At 67.0% G+C, this 14,196-nt stretch carries 17 protein-coding genes; 3 read left to right on the plus strand and 14 right to left on the minus strand.

Annotated elements, in window-relative coordinates:
* Positions 1–219: 219 nt before the first annotated feature.
* The 12 genes from CMV14_RS16935 to leuC form a co-directional block, all read right to left on the minus strand.
* Positions 220–918, minus strand: coding sequence for a ribonuclease T2 family protein (locus CMV14_RS16935; RefSeq protein ID WP_066969058.1), 699 nt, complete (start codon positions 916–918; stop codon positions 220–222).
* Positions 918–1,763: a carboxylating nicotinate-nucleotide diphosphorylase gene (gene nadC / locus CMV14_RS16940; protein ID WP_096367777.1), complete on the minus strand. Its 846-nt coding sequence runs from the start codon at positions 1,761–1,763 to the stop codon at positions 918–920. The genes CMV14_RS16935 and nadC overlap by 1 nt, the downstream gene beginning before the upstream one ends.
* Before the next feature lie 120 nt (positions 1,764–1,883).
* Positions 1,884–2,873 (minus strand): quinolinate synthase NadA, encoded by a 990-nt coding sequence (gene nadA / locus CMV14_RS16945; protein ID WP_066961990.1) that lies wholly within the window; start codon positions 2,871–2,873, stop codon positions 1,884–1,886.
* A gap of 123 nt (positions 2,874–2,996) precedes the next feature.
* Entirely contained in the window at positions 2,997–3,857 is an 861-nt protein-coding gene (locus CMV14_RS16950) for an MBL fold metallo-hydrolase (RefSeq protein ID WP_066961995.1), read from the minus strand.
* 202 nt (positions 3,858–4,059) lie between these two features.
* On the minus strand, positions 4,060–5,061 hold the full coding sequence (locus CMV14_RS16955) for a glycerophosphodiester phosphodiesterase (protein ID WP_238147072.1): 1,002 nt from the start codon (positions 5,059–5,061) through the stop codon (positions 4,060–4,062).
* A 111-nt stretch (positions 5,062–5,172) separates the two neighbouring features.
* Entirely contained in the window at positions 5,173–5,502 is a 330-nt protein-coding gene (grxD, locus tag CMV14_RS16960) for a Grx4 family monothiol glutaredoxin (RefSeq protein ID WP_066962001.1), read from the minus strand.
* Between the two features lie 10 nt (positions 5,503–5,512).
* Positions 5,513–5,746: a BolA family protein gene (locus CMV14_RS16965; RefSeq protein WP_066962003.1), complete on the minus strand. Its 234-nt coding sequence runs from the start codon at positions 5,744–5,746 to the stop codon at positions 5,513–5,515.
* A gap of 3 nt (positions 5,747–5,749) precedes the next feature.
* The gene (locus tag CMV14_RS16970; RefSeq protein ID WP_066962006.1) at positions 5,750–6,073 is read right to left on the minus strand and encodes a DUF1476 domain-containing protein; all 324 of its coding nucleotides are present in this window, start codon (positions 6,071–6,073) and stop codon (positions 5,750–5,752) included.
* Positions 6,074–6,147: 74 nt separating this feature from the next.
* The gene (locus CMV14_RS16975; protein WP_066962009.1) at positions 6,148–7,146 is read right to left on the minus strand and encodes an NADPH:quinone oxidoreductase family protein; all 999 of its coding nucleotides are present in this window, start codon (positions 7,144–7,146) and stop codon (positions 6,148–6,150) included.
* The gene (gene leuD, locus CMV14_RS16980; protein WP_066962012.1) at positions 7,143–7,721 is read right to left on the minus strand and encodes a 3-isopropylmalate dehydratase small subunit; all 579 of its coding nucleotides are present in this window, start codon (positions 7,719–7,721) and stop codon (positions 7,143–7,145) included. The genes CMV14_RS16975 and leuD overlap by 4 nt, the downstream gene beginning before the upstream one ends.
* The gene (locus CMV14_RS16985; RefSeq protein ID WP_066962015.1) at positions 7,721–8,548 is read right to left on the minus strand and encodes an N-acyl homoserine lactonase family protein; all 828 of its coding nucleotides are present in this window, start codon (positions 8,546–8,548) and stop codon (positions 7,721–7,723) included. The genes leuD and CMV14_RS16985 overlap by 1 nt, the downstream gene beginning before the upstream one ends.
* Positions 8,545–9,984, minus strand: a complete 1,440-nt coding sequence (gene leuC / locus CMV14_RS16990) for a 3-isopropylmalate dehydratase large subunit (RefSeq protein ID WP_066962019.1) — start codon at positions 9,982–9,984, stop codon at positions 8,545–8,547. Before leuC ends, CMV14_RS16985 begins: the two co-directional genes overlap by 4 nt.
* Before the next feature lie 201 nt (positions 9,985–10,185).
* On the opposite strand from leuC, the gene CMV14_RS27205 reads away from it, so the two are divergent.
* Positions 10,186–10,599 carry a response regulator gene (locus CMV14_RS27205; protein WP_066962021.1) on the plus strand — a complete coding sequence of 138 codons (414 nt, stop codon included), beginning with the start codon at positions 10,186–10,188 and terminating at the stop codon, positions 10,597–10,599.
* 17 nt (positions 10,600–10,616) lie between these two features.
* Here the strand turns inward: CMV14_RS27205 and CMV14_RS17000 are convergent, their stop codons facing one another.
* A complete protein-coding gene (locus tag CMV14_RS17000) occupies positions 10,617–11,927 on the minus strand; it encodes a serine hydrolase domain-containing protein (RefSeq protein ID WP_066962025.1) in 1,311 nt (436 codons plus the stop codon).
* A 321-nt stretch (positions 11,928–12,248) separates the two neighbouring features.
* On the opposite strand from CMV14_RS17000, the gene CMV14_RS17005 reads away from it, so the two are divergent.
* Complete coding sequence (locus tag CMV14_RS17005; protein WP_066962028.1) at positions 12,249–12,584, plus strand: antibiotic biosynthesis monooxygenase family protein; 336 nt, start codon at positions 12,249–12,251, stop codon at positions 12,582–12,584.
* A gap of 204 nt (positions 12,585–12,788) precedes the next feature.
* On the opposite strand, the gene CMV14_RS17010 is transcribed toward CMV14_RS17005, so the two are convergent.
* On the minus strand, positions 12,789–13,259 hold the full coding sequence (locus CMV14_RS17010; protein ID WP_066962031.1) for a cupin domain-containing protein: 471 nt from the start codon (positions 13,257–13,259) through the stop codon (positions 12,789–12,791).
* Positions 13,260–13,430: 171 nt separating this feature from the next.
* Here CMV14_RS17010 and CMV14_RS26855 point away from each other — a divergent pair, with 171 nt between their 5' ends.
* Positions 13,431–13,589 carry a Flp family type IVb pilin gene (locus CMV14_RS26855; protein WP_176488984.1) on the plus strand — a complete coding sequence of 53 codons (159 nt, stop codon included), beginning with the start codon at positions 13,431–13,433 and terminating at the stop codon, positions 13,587–13,589.
* Positions 13,590–14,196 lie beyond the last annotated feature (607 nt).

Raw genomic sequence — 14,196 nt, forward strand, 5'->3', positions numbered from 1 at the left:
CTCGTGATTGGATTGCATCCCTGCGTCGCTAACCCCGCCTTCGGTGAGTGCGGATCGTCTACAACCCGGCGCGACAGAGCGCCGCTCTAACGTCCGCAATTGGGTCGAAAGCTGCCACCTCTCAACATCGTCATCCCGGACTTGATCCGGGATCCCGCTTTTCTTGCCGAAGCCGGCTGAAGAAGCAGGGCCCCGATCAAGTCCGCGCTAACGATAAGCCTACCGTATCCGCACCACCTGTTCGGGCAGTGCCCCGCCCTGGTGCGCCGGGCAGGCGCGGCGGTGGAAGCCCTTGTCCAGGCACAGCCACACCTCCTCCAGCCAGCCGGTCTTGCCGATGTTCAGCCGCATCTGGTCCGGCGCCATGCCCGGATTTGCGTCGGCGAACAGCTTCTGGAATTCGGCCGCCTTCATCGTCCGGCCGCGATATTGTTCCATCTCGGGGAAGCGCAGCTCGGCGAACAGCGCGCCGCTCCGCCGGAAATAATCGGCGGGCGTCTTCGCCATGCAGGTGCCGTGCTTCTCCCATTCATGCTGGATCAACTGTGGCGATGGCGTGCTGCACAGATGCGCGCGGATCACCGGCTCGGGCACCAGCCGGGTCGGCGTGCAATATTGCGGCCATTGCGCCCCCTCCCCGTCCGGCCACAGGCCATGCAGGGTGAAGCCGAACGGCTTCTCCGCGCCACAGCGGATGCGGTCCTGCGGGCTGGAGGCGCGGTTGACGCAATATTCGGGGGTCCAGCTCACCGCCAGCGTATAGCCGCCGATCGGCAATATCCGGCGCGGCTCGTCGATGCTCGGCCCCTCCAGCATCGGCCGCGGCAGATCGGCGGGGATATCGCAGGCGGGCGCATCCTTCTTCGCGCAGGCGGAAAGGAGCGTGGCGGCGAGAAGGATGGGAAGCCGCCCGCGCATCACAGCGCCCGGAAATCCAGCCCGATATCGGCCGCCGGGGCAGACTGGGTCAGCCGCCCGACCGAGATATAGGTGACGCCCGTGCGGGCGATCTCCTTGATCGTGTCGAGCCGCACGCCGCCCGTCGCCTCGGTCGGCACCCGTCCGCCGATCAGGGTGACGGCGCCGCGCAGGGTCGGCGGGTCCATATTGTCGAGCATCAGATGGGTCGCGCCCGCCGCCAGCGCGGGTTCGATCTGGTCGATCCGGTCGACCTCGACCATGATCCGCGATATCCCGGCGACGACCGCGCGGCGCACCGCCTCGCCGATCCCGCCGGCCACCGCGACATGATTGTCCTTGATCATCGCCGCATCGTCGAGCCGCATGCGGTGGTTGGTGCCGCCGCCCATCCGCACCGCATATTTCTCCAGCACGCGCAGGCCGGGGATGGTCTTGCGGGTGTCGAGCAGGGTCGCGCCGGTGCCCGCGATCGCGTCGACATAGGCGCTGGTCAGCGTCGCCACGCCCGACAGGTGCTGGACGGTGTTGAGCGCCGACCGCTCGGCGGTCAGCATCGCCCGCGCCTTGCCCCTCAGCCGCATCAGTACGCCGCCCTTCGCCACGCGGTCACCGTCGCCGGCCAGCCGCTCGATCTCGACATCGGGGTCAAGCGCGCGGAAGAAGGCCTCCGCGATCGGCAGCCCGGCCAGGCTGATCGCGTCACGGCTCGCCATCTCGCCCTCGAACAGCGCATCGGCCGGGATCGTCGCGGCGGAGGTGACGTCCCCCCCCTGCCCCATATCCTCGGCAAGGGTCGATCGGACGAAGGCGTCGAGGTCGAAATCGGGAAGTTTAAACGTCATGTCCCACCCTCAGCCGTCACCCTAGCGAAGGCTGGGGTCCATGTCTCTCACCGGCCAGATGCCATCTGAGAAGGAGGCAGACATGTATGCCAGCCTTCGCTGGCATGACGGAGTTATAGTTCAGATCTTCGGCCGGCCCACATCGGGACCCGAAAGCCCCCCGGTCATCTCCAGCATCCGGTCCAGCGAGCGCTTGGCCTTCACCCGCGTCTCCTCGTCGACATGGATCTGCGGCTCCAGGTCGCGCAGCGCGATATAGAGCTTCTCCAGCGTGTTGAGCGCCATATAGGGGCACATGTTGCAGTTGCAGTTGCCGTCCGCGCCGGGCGCGCCGATGAAGGTCTTGTGCGGCGCCGCCTTCTCCATCTGGTGGATGATGTGCGGCTCGGTCGCGACGATGAAGGTCTCGGCGTCGCTGTTCAGTACATAGTCGAGGATGCCGCGGGTCGATCCGACATAATCGGCATGGTCGAGGATATGGACCGGGCACTCGGGATGCGCGGCGACGGGCGCGCCCGGATGCTGGGCCTTGAGCTTGAGCAGTTCGGTTTCCGAGAACGCCTCATGGACGATGCAGCTGCCCTCCCACAGCAGCATCTCGCGTCCGGTCGTCCGCGCGAAATAGCCGCCCAGATGCCGGTCGGGCGCGAAGATGATCTTCTGGTCCAGCGGGATCTGCGACAGGATGGTCGCCGCCGAGGAGGAGGTGACGATGATGTCGCTATGCGCCTTCACCGCCGCCGAGCAGTTGATGTAGGTCAGCGCCAGATGGTCGGGATGCGCGGCGCGGAACCGGGCGAATTCCTCGGGCGGGCAGCTGTCCTCCAGGCTGCACCCGGCGTCCATGTCGGGCAGGATCACGGTCTTCTCGGGCGACAATATCTTCGCCACCTCGGCCATGAAGCGCACCCCGCAGAAGGCGATCACCTCGGCGTCGGTGGCCGCCGCCTTGCGCGACAGGTCCAGGCTGTCGCCGACGAAATCGGCGAGATCCTGTATCTCCGGGGCCTGGTAATAATGGGCGAGGATCACGGCGTTGCGTTCCTTGCGCAGCCGATCGATCTCGGCGCGCAGGTCGATCCCCGTCAGATTCTCGGTAACCGCATTCATCGCTTCACTCTCCAAGCCCGTCACCCCGGGCTTCACCCGGGGTCCCACTTCCTCTTCCGACTTTGCAGGAGAAGCGGGATCCCGGATCACGTCCGGGATGACAAAAAGAAACAGAACACGGCCCTACGCCGCCAAACTCCATAGATCGTCATCATTGCGAACGATACCACGCATCTGCAGGTCGATCAGATGCGCCAGCACCGACAGGCCGGCCGCCCCGTGCAGGCGCGGATCGACGCCCGAATACATCTGCTTCACCATCTCGGGGATCGCGGCTACATCCTTCTCCAGCAGGCGCAATATCTGGCCCTCGCGCTGCTTGCGGTGGCCGATCAGGCCACGGACGAAGCGGTGCGGCCGCTCGATCGGATCGCCATGCGCGGAGAAATAGAGGCTGTCCTGCTCGCGGGCCATCAGCCGGTCGAGGCTCGCCAGATAGTCGCCCATATTGCCGTCCGGCGGGCTGATCACCGATGTCGACCAGCCCATCACATGGTCCCCGGTGAACAGCACCTGCGCCTCCGGCAGCGCGTAGCAGATATGGTTGGAGGTGTGGCCGGGGGTATGGACAGCCTCCAGCGTCCAGCCATCGCCCTCGATCCGGGCCTCGTCGGCCATCGCCTCGTCGGGAACATAGGTCCGATCGAACGCCGCGTCGGCGCGCGGGCCGCTGTCGTCCAGCACCAGCGGCGCGCAGCCGATGATCGGCGCACCGGTCCGCGCCTTCAGCTCGACGGCGGCCGGGCTGTGGTCGCGATGGGTATGGGTGCAGACGATCGCCTTCAGCGGCGCATCCCCGATCGCGGCCAGGATCGCATCGACATGTCCGGGAAGATCGGGGCCCGGATCGACCACCGCCACATCGCGCGTCCCGACCAGATAGGTCTGGGTGCCGCTATAGGTGAACGGCCCCGGGTTGCCGGCCAACAGCCGGCGCACCAGGGGATGCTGCATCTGGGCGACGCCGACGATCTGTTCGCTCATGCGGGCCCATGTGGCATCGGCGGCGGCGGTTGTGAAGGGCCTGCGAAGATCTGACTTCCCGTCACCCCAGCCCTTCGACTGCCTTGCAGGCGCTTAGGATAAACTTCGGCAAAGCCGAAGGCTGGGGTCCATGTCTCTCTCCGCTGACGGCGCCATCTGAGAAGGCGACAGACATGGATTCCTGCCTGCGCAGGAATGACGATCATCTTTCTGCCATATCCCGCGCCGCCACCGCCTCGGCGGGAAAATCGCTGAACAGCCCGTCCACGCCATAGCCCAGGAAGCGGCGATACTCCGCCGCCGCGTCGCCGCGCGCCGCCTGGTCCTCGCCGATCCGGTCGCCTGCGGCCAGGAAGATGTTCTCGCGGCGGAAGGTCCAGGCATGGACCTGCAGGCCCGCCGCGTGCGCGTCCGCCACGAGGGTCGTCGGCGGCAGCGCCTGCCCCGCCGCGTCGCGCGGCTCGATCAGCAGCTTGTACGGGCCGATCGCATCGGCATAGCCGGCGATCGCCTTCAGCCCGTCGGGGCTCACCATGTCGGCGACGGTCATGCCGCTGCCCGCCTCGGTCTGGTCCCAGGGCGGCTCGTCGCCGATCAGCTGCACGAGGCGCAGGCTGGTCATCGCGCGCAGCGCCTTGAGGTTCGTCACCTCGAACGACTGGAGGAACACCGGATCGTCGCGCCCGGTGAAGCCCGCCCGCGCCAGCGCCTCGACCAGCGCCTTCTCCATCGGCTTGCCGATCGACGCGAAATAGCTGGGATGCTTGGTCTCGGGATAGATGCCCACCCGGCGCTTCGTGCCCCGCAGCAGCGCCAGCGCCTCGTCCAGCGTGGCGATCCGCTCCTCCAGCCAGCCCATATTCGCCGGGCGGATCTGCGGCAGCCGCTCGCGCGCATGGAGCGTCTTCAATTCGGCAAGGGTGAAATCCTCGGTGAACCAGCCGACCACCGGCTTGCCGTCGATCGTCTTGGCCGTGCGGCGGTCGGCGAACTCGGGATGGTTCGCGACATCGGTCGTGCCCGAAATCTCGTTCTCATGGCGGATGACGAGGACATTGTCCTTCGTCATCACCAGATCGGGCTCGATATAGTCGGCGCCCTGCTCGATCGCGCGCTTATAGGCCGCCAGCGTATGCTCGGGCCGCTCGCCCGATGCGCCGCGATGGGCGATGATGATCGGCTTGGCGTCCAGGGGAGCGGTCATGACCAGCGCCGCGAGCGCGAGGAGGAGCCGCATCTTCCGGTCACCGGGTCCCCAAATGTGCCATCCTTATTTCGTCATCCCGGGCTTCACCCGGGATGACGGTACATAGGTTCAGGCGTGGGCGATGCCCTTCTGGTCGAGCAGTTCGAGCAGCTCACCGGCCTCGTACATCTCCATCATGATGTCCGATCCGCCGACGAACTCGCCGCCGACATAGAGCTGGGGGATGGTCGGCCAGTCCGAATATTCCTTGATCCCGGCGCGGATCGCCGGGTCCTGCAGCACATCGACGGTCGCATATTCGACGCCGAGATGGTCGAGGATGGCGATCGCGCGGCTGGAGAAGCCGCATTGCGGGAACAGCGGCGTGCCCTTCATGAACAGCAGCACATCGGCCGACTTGACCGCAGTCGCGATACGGGTCTGGGCGTCGTCACTCATTGTCTTTTCCTCAATCGGGCGTCGCGGTGGTCAGCTGGAGCGCGTGGAGCACGCCCCCCATCCGGCCACCCAGGGCTTCATAGACGCGCTGGTGCTGGCGGACGCGGGGAAGCCCGCGAAACGTCTCGCTGACTACGCGGGCCGCATAATGGTCGCCATCGCCGGCAAGATCGGTGATCTCGACCAGCGCATCGGGCAGCGCCGCCTTGATCATCGCCTCGATCTCGCTCGCTGCCATCGGCATGGCTTATTTGCCTTCCATCAGCTGGCGGCGCGCTTCGATCGTCTTCGCGTCGAGCGCGGCCCGGATGCGGGCATCGTCGATGTCGACGCCGGCCGTGGTCAGGTCGCCCAGCAGCTTGCGGATCACGTCCTCGTCGCCGGCTTCCTCGAAATCGGCCTGGACGACCGACTTGGCATAGCCGTCCGCCTCGGCGGCGGTCAGGTTCATCAGGCCGGCGGCCCACTGGCCGAGCAGCCGGTTCCGCCGCGCGGTGATGCGGAAGGCCATCTCCTGATCATGGGCGAACTTGTTCTCGAAGGCCTGTTCGCGATCGTCGAAGGTTGTCATTGCGTCCCCGTCTGCCGGATTGTTGGATTTCAGATAAGCATGGCGGCAGCGGCGCGCAACCGCCTTGGGCGTCCTCAGCCCAGCGACACCACCAGCTTGCCGATGGCGCCGCGCCCCTTCAGCCGGGCGATGCCCTCGGCCGCGCGCTCGAACGGCAGGGTTTCGGCGATGCGCGGCGCGATCAGCCCCTGTTCCAGCCAGGCGAACAGCCGCGCGGCATTCGCCCGGTTTCCCTCGGGATCGCGCACCGCCCAGGCGCCCCAGGCGACGCCGCGCACATCCGCGCTCTTGAGCAGCGGCAGGTTGAGCGGCAGCTTCGGGATGCCGGCGGTGAAGCCGAGCACCAGATAGCGCCCGTTCCAGCCCATCGCGCGGAAGGCCGGTTCGGCATAGTCGCCACCGACGGGATCGACGACGATGTCGGCCCCCTCGCCGCCCACCGCCGCCTTGAAGCGATCGGCCAGCGCGCGCGACTGGTCCCGGTCGAACGGTGCCGCGCCGTAGACCAGCGCGTCGTCGGCCCCGGCGGCCCGCGCCTCGGCGGCCTTCTCGTCGCTGGACACCGCTGCTATCACCCGCAGCCCCAGCGCCTTGCCGACCTGGATCGAGGCGATGCCGACGCCGCCCGCCGCGCCCAGCACCAGCAGCGTCTCGCCAGCCTTCGCCTGGCCGCGGTCGACCAGCGCGTGGATCGCCGTGCCATAGGTCAGCAGCAGCGCCGCCGCTTGTTCGAACGATTGCCCCGCCTGCAGGCGGAACGCCTCGTCTACAGGCACCGCGATCTTCTCCGCCAGCCCGCCGTGCAGGGTGACGGAGGCCAGAGCGTCGCCCGGCGCCCAGCCGGTCACGTCCTCGCCCACCGCCTCGACGACGCCCGCGATCTCGCTGCCGGGGGCGAAGGGGCGTGGCGGACGGATCTGATATTTATCCTCGATCACCAGCGCATCGGGGAAGTTCAGCCCGCAGGCCTTCACGCGGACCAGCAGCTGGCCCGGCCCCGCCACCGGATCGGGAAGCTCGCGCAGGACCAGGCTTTCCGGCCCGCCGGTCGCTGCCGAGACGAGCGCCCTCACAGCCAGGGCCGCTCCGCCGCCATCTTGCTTTCGAAGCCGGCGATGATCGCGTCCTGCGCCAGGGTCATGCCCACCTCGTCGAGGCCGTTGAGCAGGCAATGCTTGCGGAACGGATCGATCTCGAAGGTGAAGCGGTCCTGAAACGGCGTCGTCACCGTCTGATGCTCCAGGTCGATGCCGATCGGGTCGGTCTTGGCGACTTCGAGCAGCCGGTCGACCGCCTCCTGCGGCAGCACCACGGTCAATATGCCGTTCTTGAAGGCGTTGCCCGAGAAGATGTCGGAGAAGCTCGGCGCGATCACCGCGTCGATCCCCATGTCGTTGAGCGCCCAGGCGGCATGTTCGCGGCTCGACCCGCAGCCGAAATTATCACCCGCGATCAGGATGTTGGCGCCCGCATATCCGGGATCGTCGAAGATGTTGCCGGGCTGGGCGCGGATCGTCTCGAACGCACCCTTGCCGAGCCCCTTGCGGGTGATCGTCTTCAGATAATGCGCCGGGATGATCACGTCGGTATCGATATTTTTCAGGCCCAGCGGGATCGCCCGGCCCTCGACCTCGCGGATCGGCTTCATCATTCGGCTCCTTGGGGAAAGGCGGGCAGCTTGGCCACGTCGCGCGGATCATGCTGGATGATCGCGATCGCCTTCAGCGACCTGGCGAGCTTGCGGAAACGGTCCATCGCCGCCAGCGAATCGGCACGATCGGTGTTGAAGGTGGGCACGCCGTCGCTGTCGAGATTCTCGTGGAAATGGGCGACATCGCCCGACAGCAGCACGGCGCCGGTCTTCGGCAGCCGCACCAGCAGGCCGTGATGGCCGGGCGTGTGCCCCCGCAGGTCAATCATCGTCACGCTGCCGTCGCCGAACAGGTCCTTGTCGCCCTCAACGGCTTCCACCTTGGCGCCCTCGCCCATCCACGGGGCCAGCGCCTTGGCGGTCGGCTCATGCTTGCGCGCGGCCGCCAGGTCGCCCGCGCCGATCACCAGCTTGGCCTTCGGGAAGTCGGCGGCCTGGCCGATATGGTCGCCATGATAATGGCTGATCCCGATCAGGCCGATCTGCTCGGGCTTGACGCCCAGCGCCGCCAGCTGCTCGAGGATCGTCCTGTCCAGCGTCGCGCTGATCGGCTTCACCGCGTCGATCGGCGCGCCCTTCAGCGACACCGGATAGCCGCTGTCCCACAGCATATAGGCGTCGCCATCCTTGATCAGGTAGCAGCTGGCGACCAGTTCCCGGGTCTGGCCCGTATAGGCCTGCGTGTCCGAGAACAGGTTGAGCTGGTTGACCCGGCTGCGGCCGCAATCGAGCCGCCACAGCTTGTCGACCGTGCCCGGCACCGGCGCGGCGCTCGCCGCCGAAGCCGCGAGCAGCGCCGCCAGCCCTGCCGCGATCAGCCTCATCCGACCGGCTCCAGCGCGCGCACGTCGGCCAGATGGCCGGTCACCGCCGCCGCCGCCGCCATGGCGGGGCTGACGAGGTGGGTGCGCGCGCCCGGCCCCTGCCGGCCGACGAAATTGCGGTTGGAGGTGGAGGCACAGCGCTCGCCCGCCGGCACCTTGTCCGGGTTCATCGCCAGGCACATCGAGCAGCCCGGCTCGCGCCATTCGAAGCCCGCCTCGATGAAGATGCGGTCCAGCCCCTCGGCCTCGGCCTGGCGCTTGACCAGCCCGGAGCCGGGCACCACCAGCGCCTGGCGGACATTGGCAGCCACCTTGCGGCCGCGCGCGATCGCGGCGGCGGCGCGCAGGTCCTCGATCCGGCTGTTGGTGCAGCTGCCGATGAAGACATGCTCGACCGGCACCTCGTCCATGCGGGTGCCCGGCGTCAGCCCCATATAGTCGAGCGACTTCTGCGCCGCGACCTGCTTGGAAGGATCGGCGAAGCCCGCCGGATCGGGAACCACGCCGGTGATCGGCACCACGTCCTCAGGGCTGGTGCCCCAGGTCAGGCAGGGCGCGATGTCGGCGGCGTCGATGATGACGACCTTGTCATATTGCGCGCCGGCATCGGTCGGCAGCGTCTTCCACCAGGCGAGCGCCTTGTCCCATGCCTCGCCGGTCGGCGCCATCGGCCGTCCCTTCACATAGACGAAGGTCGCCTCGTCGGGCGCGATCAGGCCCGCCCGCGCGCCGGCCTCGATGGACATGTTGGAGACGGTCAGCCGCCCCTCGATCGACATCTCGCGGAACACGTTGCCGGTATATTCGATGACATAGCCGGTGCCGCCGGCCGCGCCGATCACGCCGATGATGTGCAGGATCACGTCCTTGGGGGTCACGCCCGCGCCCAGCGTGCCCTCGACGCGGATCTCCATCGACTTGGACTGCTTGAGCAGCAGCGTCTGGGTCGCCATGACATGCTCGATCTCGGACGTGCCGATGCCGAAGGCCAGTGCGCCCAGGCCGCCATGCGCGGCGGTGTGGCTGTCGCCGCAGACGATCGTCGTGCCTGGCAGCGAGAAGCCCTGCTCGGGCCCCACGACATGGACGATGCCCTGCTCGGGCGCGGTCGCGTCGATATAGGGCACGCCGAACTCGGGCGCGTTCTTCTCCAGCGCGGCAAGCTGGCTCGCCGATTCGGCATCCGCGATCGGGATGCGCGCGCCCTGCGCGTCGACCCGCGCGGTGGTAGGAAGGTTGTGGTCGGGCACCGCGAGCGTCAGGTCCGGCCGCCGGAGCTTGCGTCCCGCGACGCGGAGCGCCTCGAAGGCCTGGGGGCTGGTGACCTCATGGACGAGGTGGCGGTCGATATAGATCAGGCAGGTGCCGTCTTCACGGCGCTCGACGACATGCGCGTCCCAGATCTTCTCGTACAGGGTGCGGGGCTTGCTCGACATGCGCGCCGCTCTAATCGAGGTTCCGCCAATGTCAAAGGAGAGAGCGCATCGGCCGGTCAAGCTGTGCTTTCAGCGCGCGGCGGGATCGGCCTTCCGCAGGCGCGCGATCCCCGGTCCGCCGGGGCATGCAATCGTTCGCGGGCGCATTGCAGGCGCCGGGGATCGCGCCTATGGCGGGCCGACACGGTTTTGGGGGAAGCTGTGAAGAAACCGTCATTTGATGATGCGGATGGCCGTCGCCTGTCGGTCCTCGTCGTTGAGGATGAAGAAGATGTCCGCCAGTCGGCCGTCTTCGCGCTGGAGGAATTCGGCTATGAGGCGCTCCAGGCGCGCGATGGCCGTGAGGGCCTGGCCCTGCTCGAGGCGCGGCCCGACATCGATCTGCTGTTCACCGACGTCCGCATGCCCGGGGACATTGACGGGGTGGAGCTGGCCTTCACCGTGCGCAGCCGCTGGCCGGCGGTCGCGATCATCATCGTCTCGGGCTTCCTGGATCTGCGCGGATCGCGCCTGCCGGCCGGCGCCGCCTTCCTGCCCAAGCCCTATCGCTTCGCCGCGCTGAAGGCGCTGATCGAGCAGCAGCTCGCCCGCCGCCCGCACGCGGGGCAGCCCTGACGGCAGCCTGATCGCCGCTATTTGTCCAGTTCGGTCCAGTCCTTGAACGGCAGGTGATAGAGCATGTCCATCACCTCCAGCTGCATGCCGGTCGGCTCCACCGCGGTCGAGTTCCACAGCATCCCCACCCCGGCCTTCAGCAGCGGATCGAACAGGATCAGCGAGCGATAGCCGGCGACGGCACCGCGATGGCCGATCACCTGCCGGCCCTGATAATGCCAGATCCGCCAGCCCAGGCCGTAGCTCGCTTCCTTCAGCGACTGGTCCAGCTCGCGCTGGCGGTGGATCGAAAAGGTACGGATGCGGGGCGAATGAATCTCCTTCAGCAGCCGCTTCGACAGCACCCGCGGCGCCTCGCCCATCTGCGCACGCATCCAGATGCCTAGGTCGATGATCGAGCTGTTCACCCCGCCCGCCGCCGGCGTCCGGTAATAGGCCTCGGCCACCTTGAGCTCGCGCCGTCCCTCATGCGGCCGCGCCCAGTTGGGGGAGGACATCAGCCCCTCGCGCGTCGTCGTCGCCGATTGCATGCCCAGCGGCCCGAACAGTTCCTGCTGGGTCAGCTCGGCATAGCTCTTGCGCCCGGCATTCTCGGCCGCCTCGCTCGCCGCGTCATAGGCGATGTTCTGATAGCTGTAGCATTTGCCCGGCGGGCACAGCAGCGGGATCTGGTTCAGCCGCCCGCGTATCTCCTTGGGGTCGCGCCCGTCCTCCAGGTCCTGGTCATAGGCGTTCTTCCAGATGCCCAGGCTCTGCGACAGCAGGTTGTCGATCGTCGCGACCTCCTGCGCATTCTCCGGCAGCTTCAGCGACGGCGCCCAGCGCGACACCGGATCGCGCAGCGACAGCTTCTTCTCCTGGGCCATCTTGGCGAGCAGGGTCGCGGCGACGCCCTTGGACACCGATGCCCAGCGGAACACGGTGTGCGCATCCACCGGCCGCCCTTCCTCGCCGTCGGTGGTCACGCCATAGCCCTTGGCGAAGCTGATCTGCCCGTTCTCGATGGTGACGATGGCGACGCCCACCACCGATCGCTTGTCCGCCAGCTGGCGCATCCGCCGATCTAGCCGGCCATAGTCGATCCTCAGCGGGCCCGGCTTGCTGATCCCGATCCGGCTCAGGTCGACCGACAGGCGCTCGGCGCCGGGTTTCGGCGCGGCCTCCTGCGCGCGGCGCAGATACAGGCCGCCCGCCGCGATGAAGGCGATCAGCACCGCCACGATCACCACCGCCGCGACGACCAGGCCGCGTTCGATCTGGATGACGGTGGGAACGGGCCGTTCGCTCGGCGCGGTGAAATCGTTTCTTGGGTCGTTGTCGGGATTCACGGATCAGGATCGGACCACATTGGGAAGGGAAAGCGGGTTTAGCAGGTCGGGCGGAGAGCGCCCGCGCTGCGAAGCACCGCTCGGCCCGTCACATGCACCATCCGGCGCGGCACCGAAAGAGCCCCCGGCGGATATTTTCCGCGCGGCGCCGTTGCCCCCTTCCGCCGTTCAAATCCTGCCGCACCGCAGCATAAATAGCCGGAAATGCGCCATTATTGCCACAGCAAGTCGGTAATCTCCCGGATTATTCGCCCGGACCGGCGCGCCGGCCGTTGACCGCCCCCCGGCCATGCGACAGGACGGCCCGGAAGAGGAGCCGTGATGATCAAGGAACTTGCGGAAATCGACATCAAGCCCGGTTGTGAGCAGGCCTTCGAACAGGCCGCCGTCCAGGCTCGGGAGCTGTTCCTCGCCTCGAAGGGCTGCATCGCTTTCCGCCTCCATCGCTCGCTCGAACAGCCCAGCCGCTACCGGATGTTCGTCGAGTGGGAGACGATCGAGGATCACATGATCGAGTTCCGCAATTCGGACGCCTTCCTCGAATGGCGCAGGCTGTGCGGCCCCTATTTCCAGAGCCCACCCCGGGTCGAGCATCTCGTCATCATCGTCGAGGGCCGCAGCGAGGACGCGCCTGCCGACGTGCTGGCGGCGGAATAAGCGGCGCGCACCCTACCCCTCGGTGCATCCCGCACCCTCTCTTCGTCATTCCCGCACTCTCTCTTCGTCATTCCCGCGGAGGCGGGAATCCACCGGGCAACCATCTCCAGACCATGAGGCGTTCGGCCAAACCGCCGCGCGGATGGCCTCTGTAGAGAGATACCAGCGAGAGGCGGGCCGAAGCCCTCTCACCCTTTTTCTCCCTCACCCTTCCTCGGTATAGCGCGTCCCGTCGCGATGCCGGTAAAACCCCTCCCCGGCCCGCGCGACCATGTCGATATCCGGATAATCGCAGGCATCCTCATCGGGCCGCCGCGTCCCTACCTCCAGATAGACGGCCTCCCGCCCGCTCCGGTTCTGCAGATGGTGCGCCCGGGCGGGATCGCCCGCCTTCCACCCGATGCAGTCGCCTGCGCGCAGCACATGCTCGCCCGTCTCCTCGACCGCGACCACCTCGCCTTCCAGCACCATCACGAATTCGTCCTCGACCGTGTGCCAGTGCCGCTGGCTGGACCATTTGCCCGGCGGCAATCGCACCAGGTTCACCCCGAAATCACTCAGCCCCGCCGCATCCCCCAGCTTCCGCCAGGTCGCTCCGATGCAGATATCCCTGAACGGATGCGGATAGCTGCACCCGCTGCTCAACGGGATGGAGTCGAGATCGAGCTTGGGCATGACGGCACTCCTTCTCGGCATTGGGAAAGCGGGCATCCTCCCTCCGCCATCCCGGATGTGAAGGAAGGTGCCGCACTCTCCTCTTAACGCCGCGTCAACCACCAACCGCAAGCCGATGTTCACCCGCCGATGCGACGGTGGCCGTAACGACATGATCAGGATGGGTTTGCCGTGCGGAGATTGCTGACGCTGCTGGATGACATCAGGGGCCTGGCCGCCATCGAATATGGCCTCGGCCTCGCGCTGGTGGCGATCGTGTCGATCACCGCCTGGGGCGCGGTCGGCAGCCAGGGCACGCCGGAGCCGGCCCCGGCACACCGGGCAGCCTGATCGCCCACCGTCCCACCTCGCCATCATTCCGCCACCGTCACCCCGGGCCTGACCCGGGGTCCCGCCATTCCCTTCCGATCGCGGTACATAGTCGTTGCGGTGAGAGGGCAACGGGGCCAAACATTCCCTCAACCCCATCGAAGCTGTAATCATGTGGCATGGCCGCCGCAGACGATGACCGAAACTGAAAGCTATTTGCGCGCGCCTGCGCCATTTTGGCGGGTCAGGCAAATGGACACGCATTGCCGATAATTCGGAAATTGGCTTCTCGGAACTTCGCTCCCGCCATTACTGTGCTCAGCGACTATGTCAGCGATGGCAAAGCTATCGCGCTTCTCCGCAGGTCAGCGCGCCGGGGTGATGCTACATCGGCTTATAACCTGGCCATCACCCACCGAAACCGAGGTGACATGCTTGGATACCGGATCGGGCTGCGACACGCGGCAAGGCTCGACTCGGATGCGGCGCAGGAACTTCGCAACTTCAAGACGCGGTTCCCCGAAAAGGTGATGAGCAAATTCAACAGGCTCGCTCCGGAAAGCGAATGACGCTCCAGGATTTTACGTTTTCAGGATTTGGGTAGCGGGCGGCGCATTATCCACAAACT

Source organism: Rhizorhabdus dicambivorans, from assembly GCF_002355275.1.
Classification (GTDB): domain Bacteria; phylum Pseudomonadota; class Alphaproteobacteria; order Sphingomonadales; family Sphingomonadaceae; genus Rhizorhabdus; species Rhizorhabdus dicambivorans.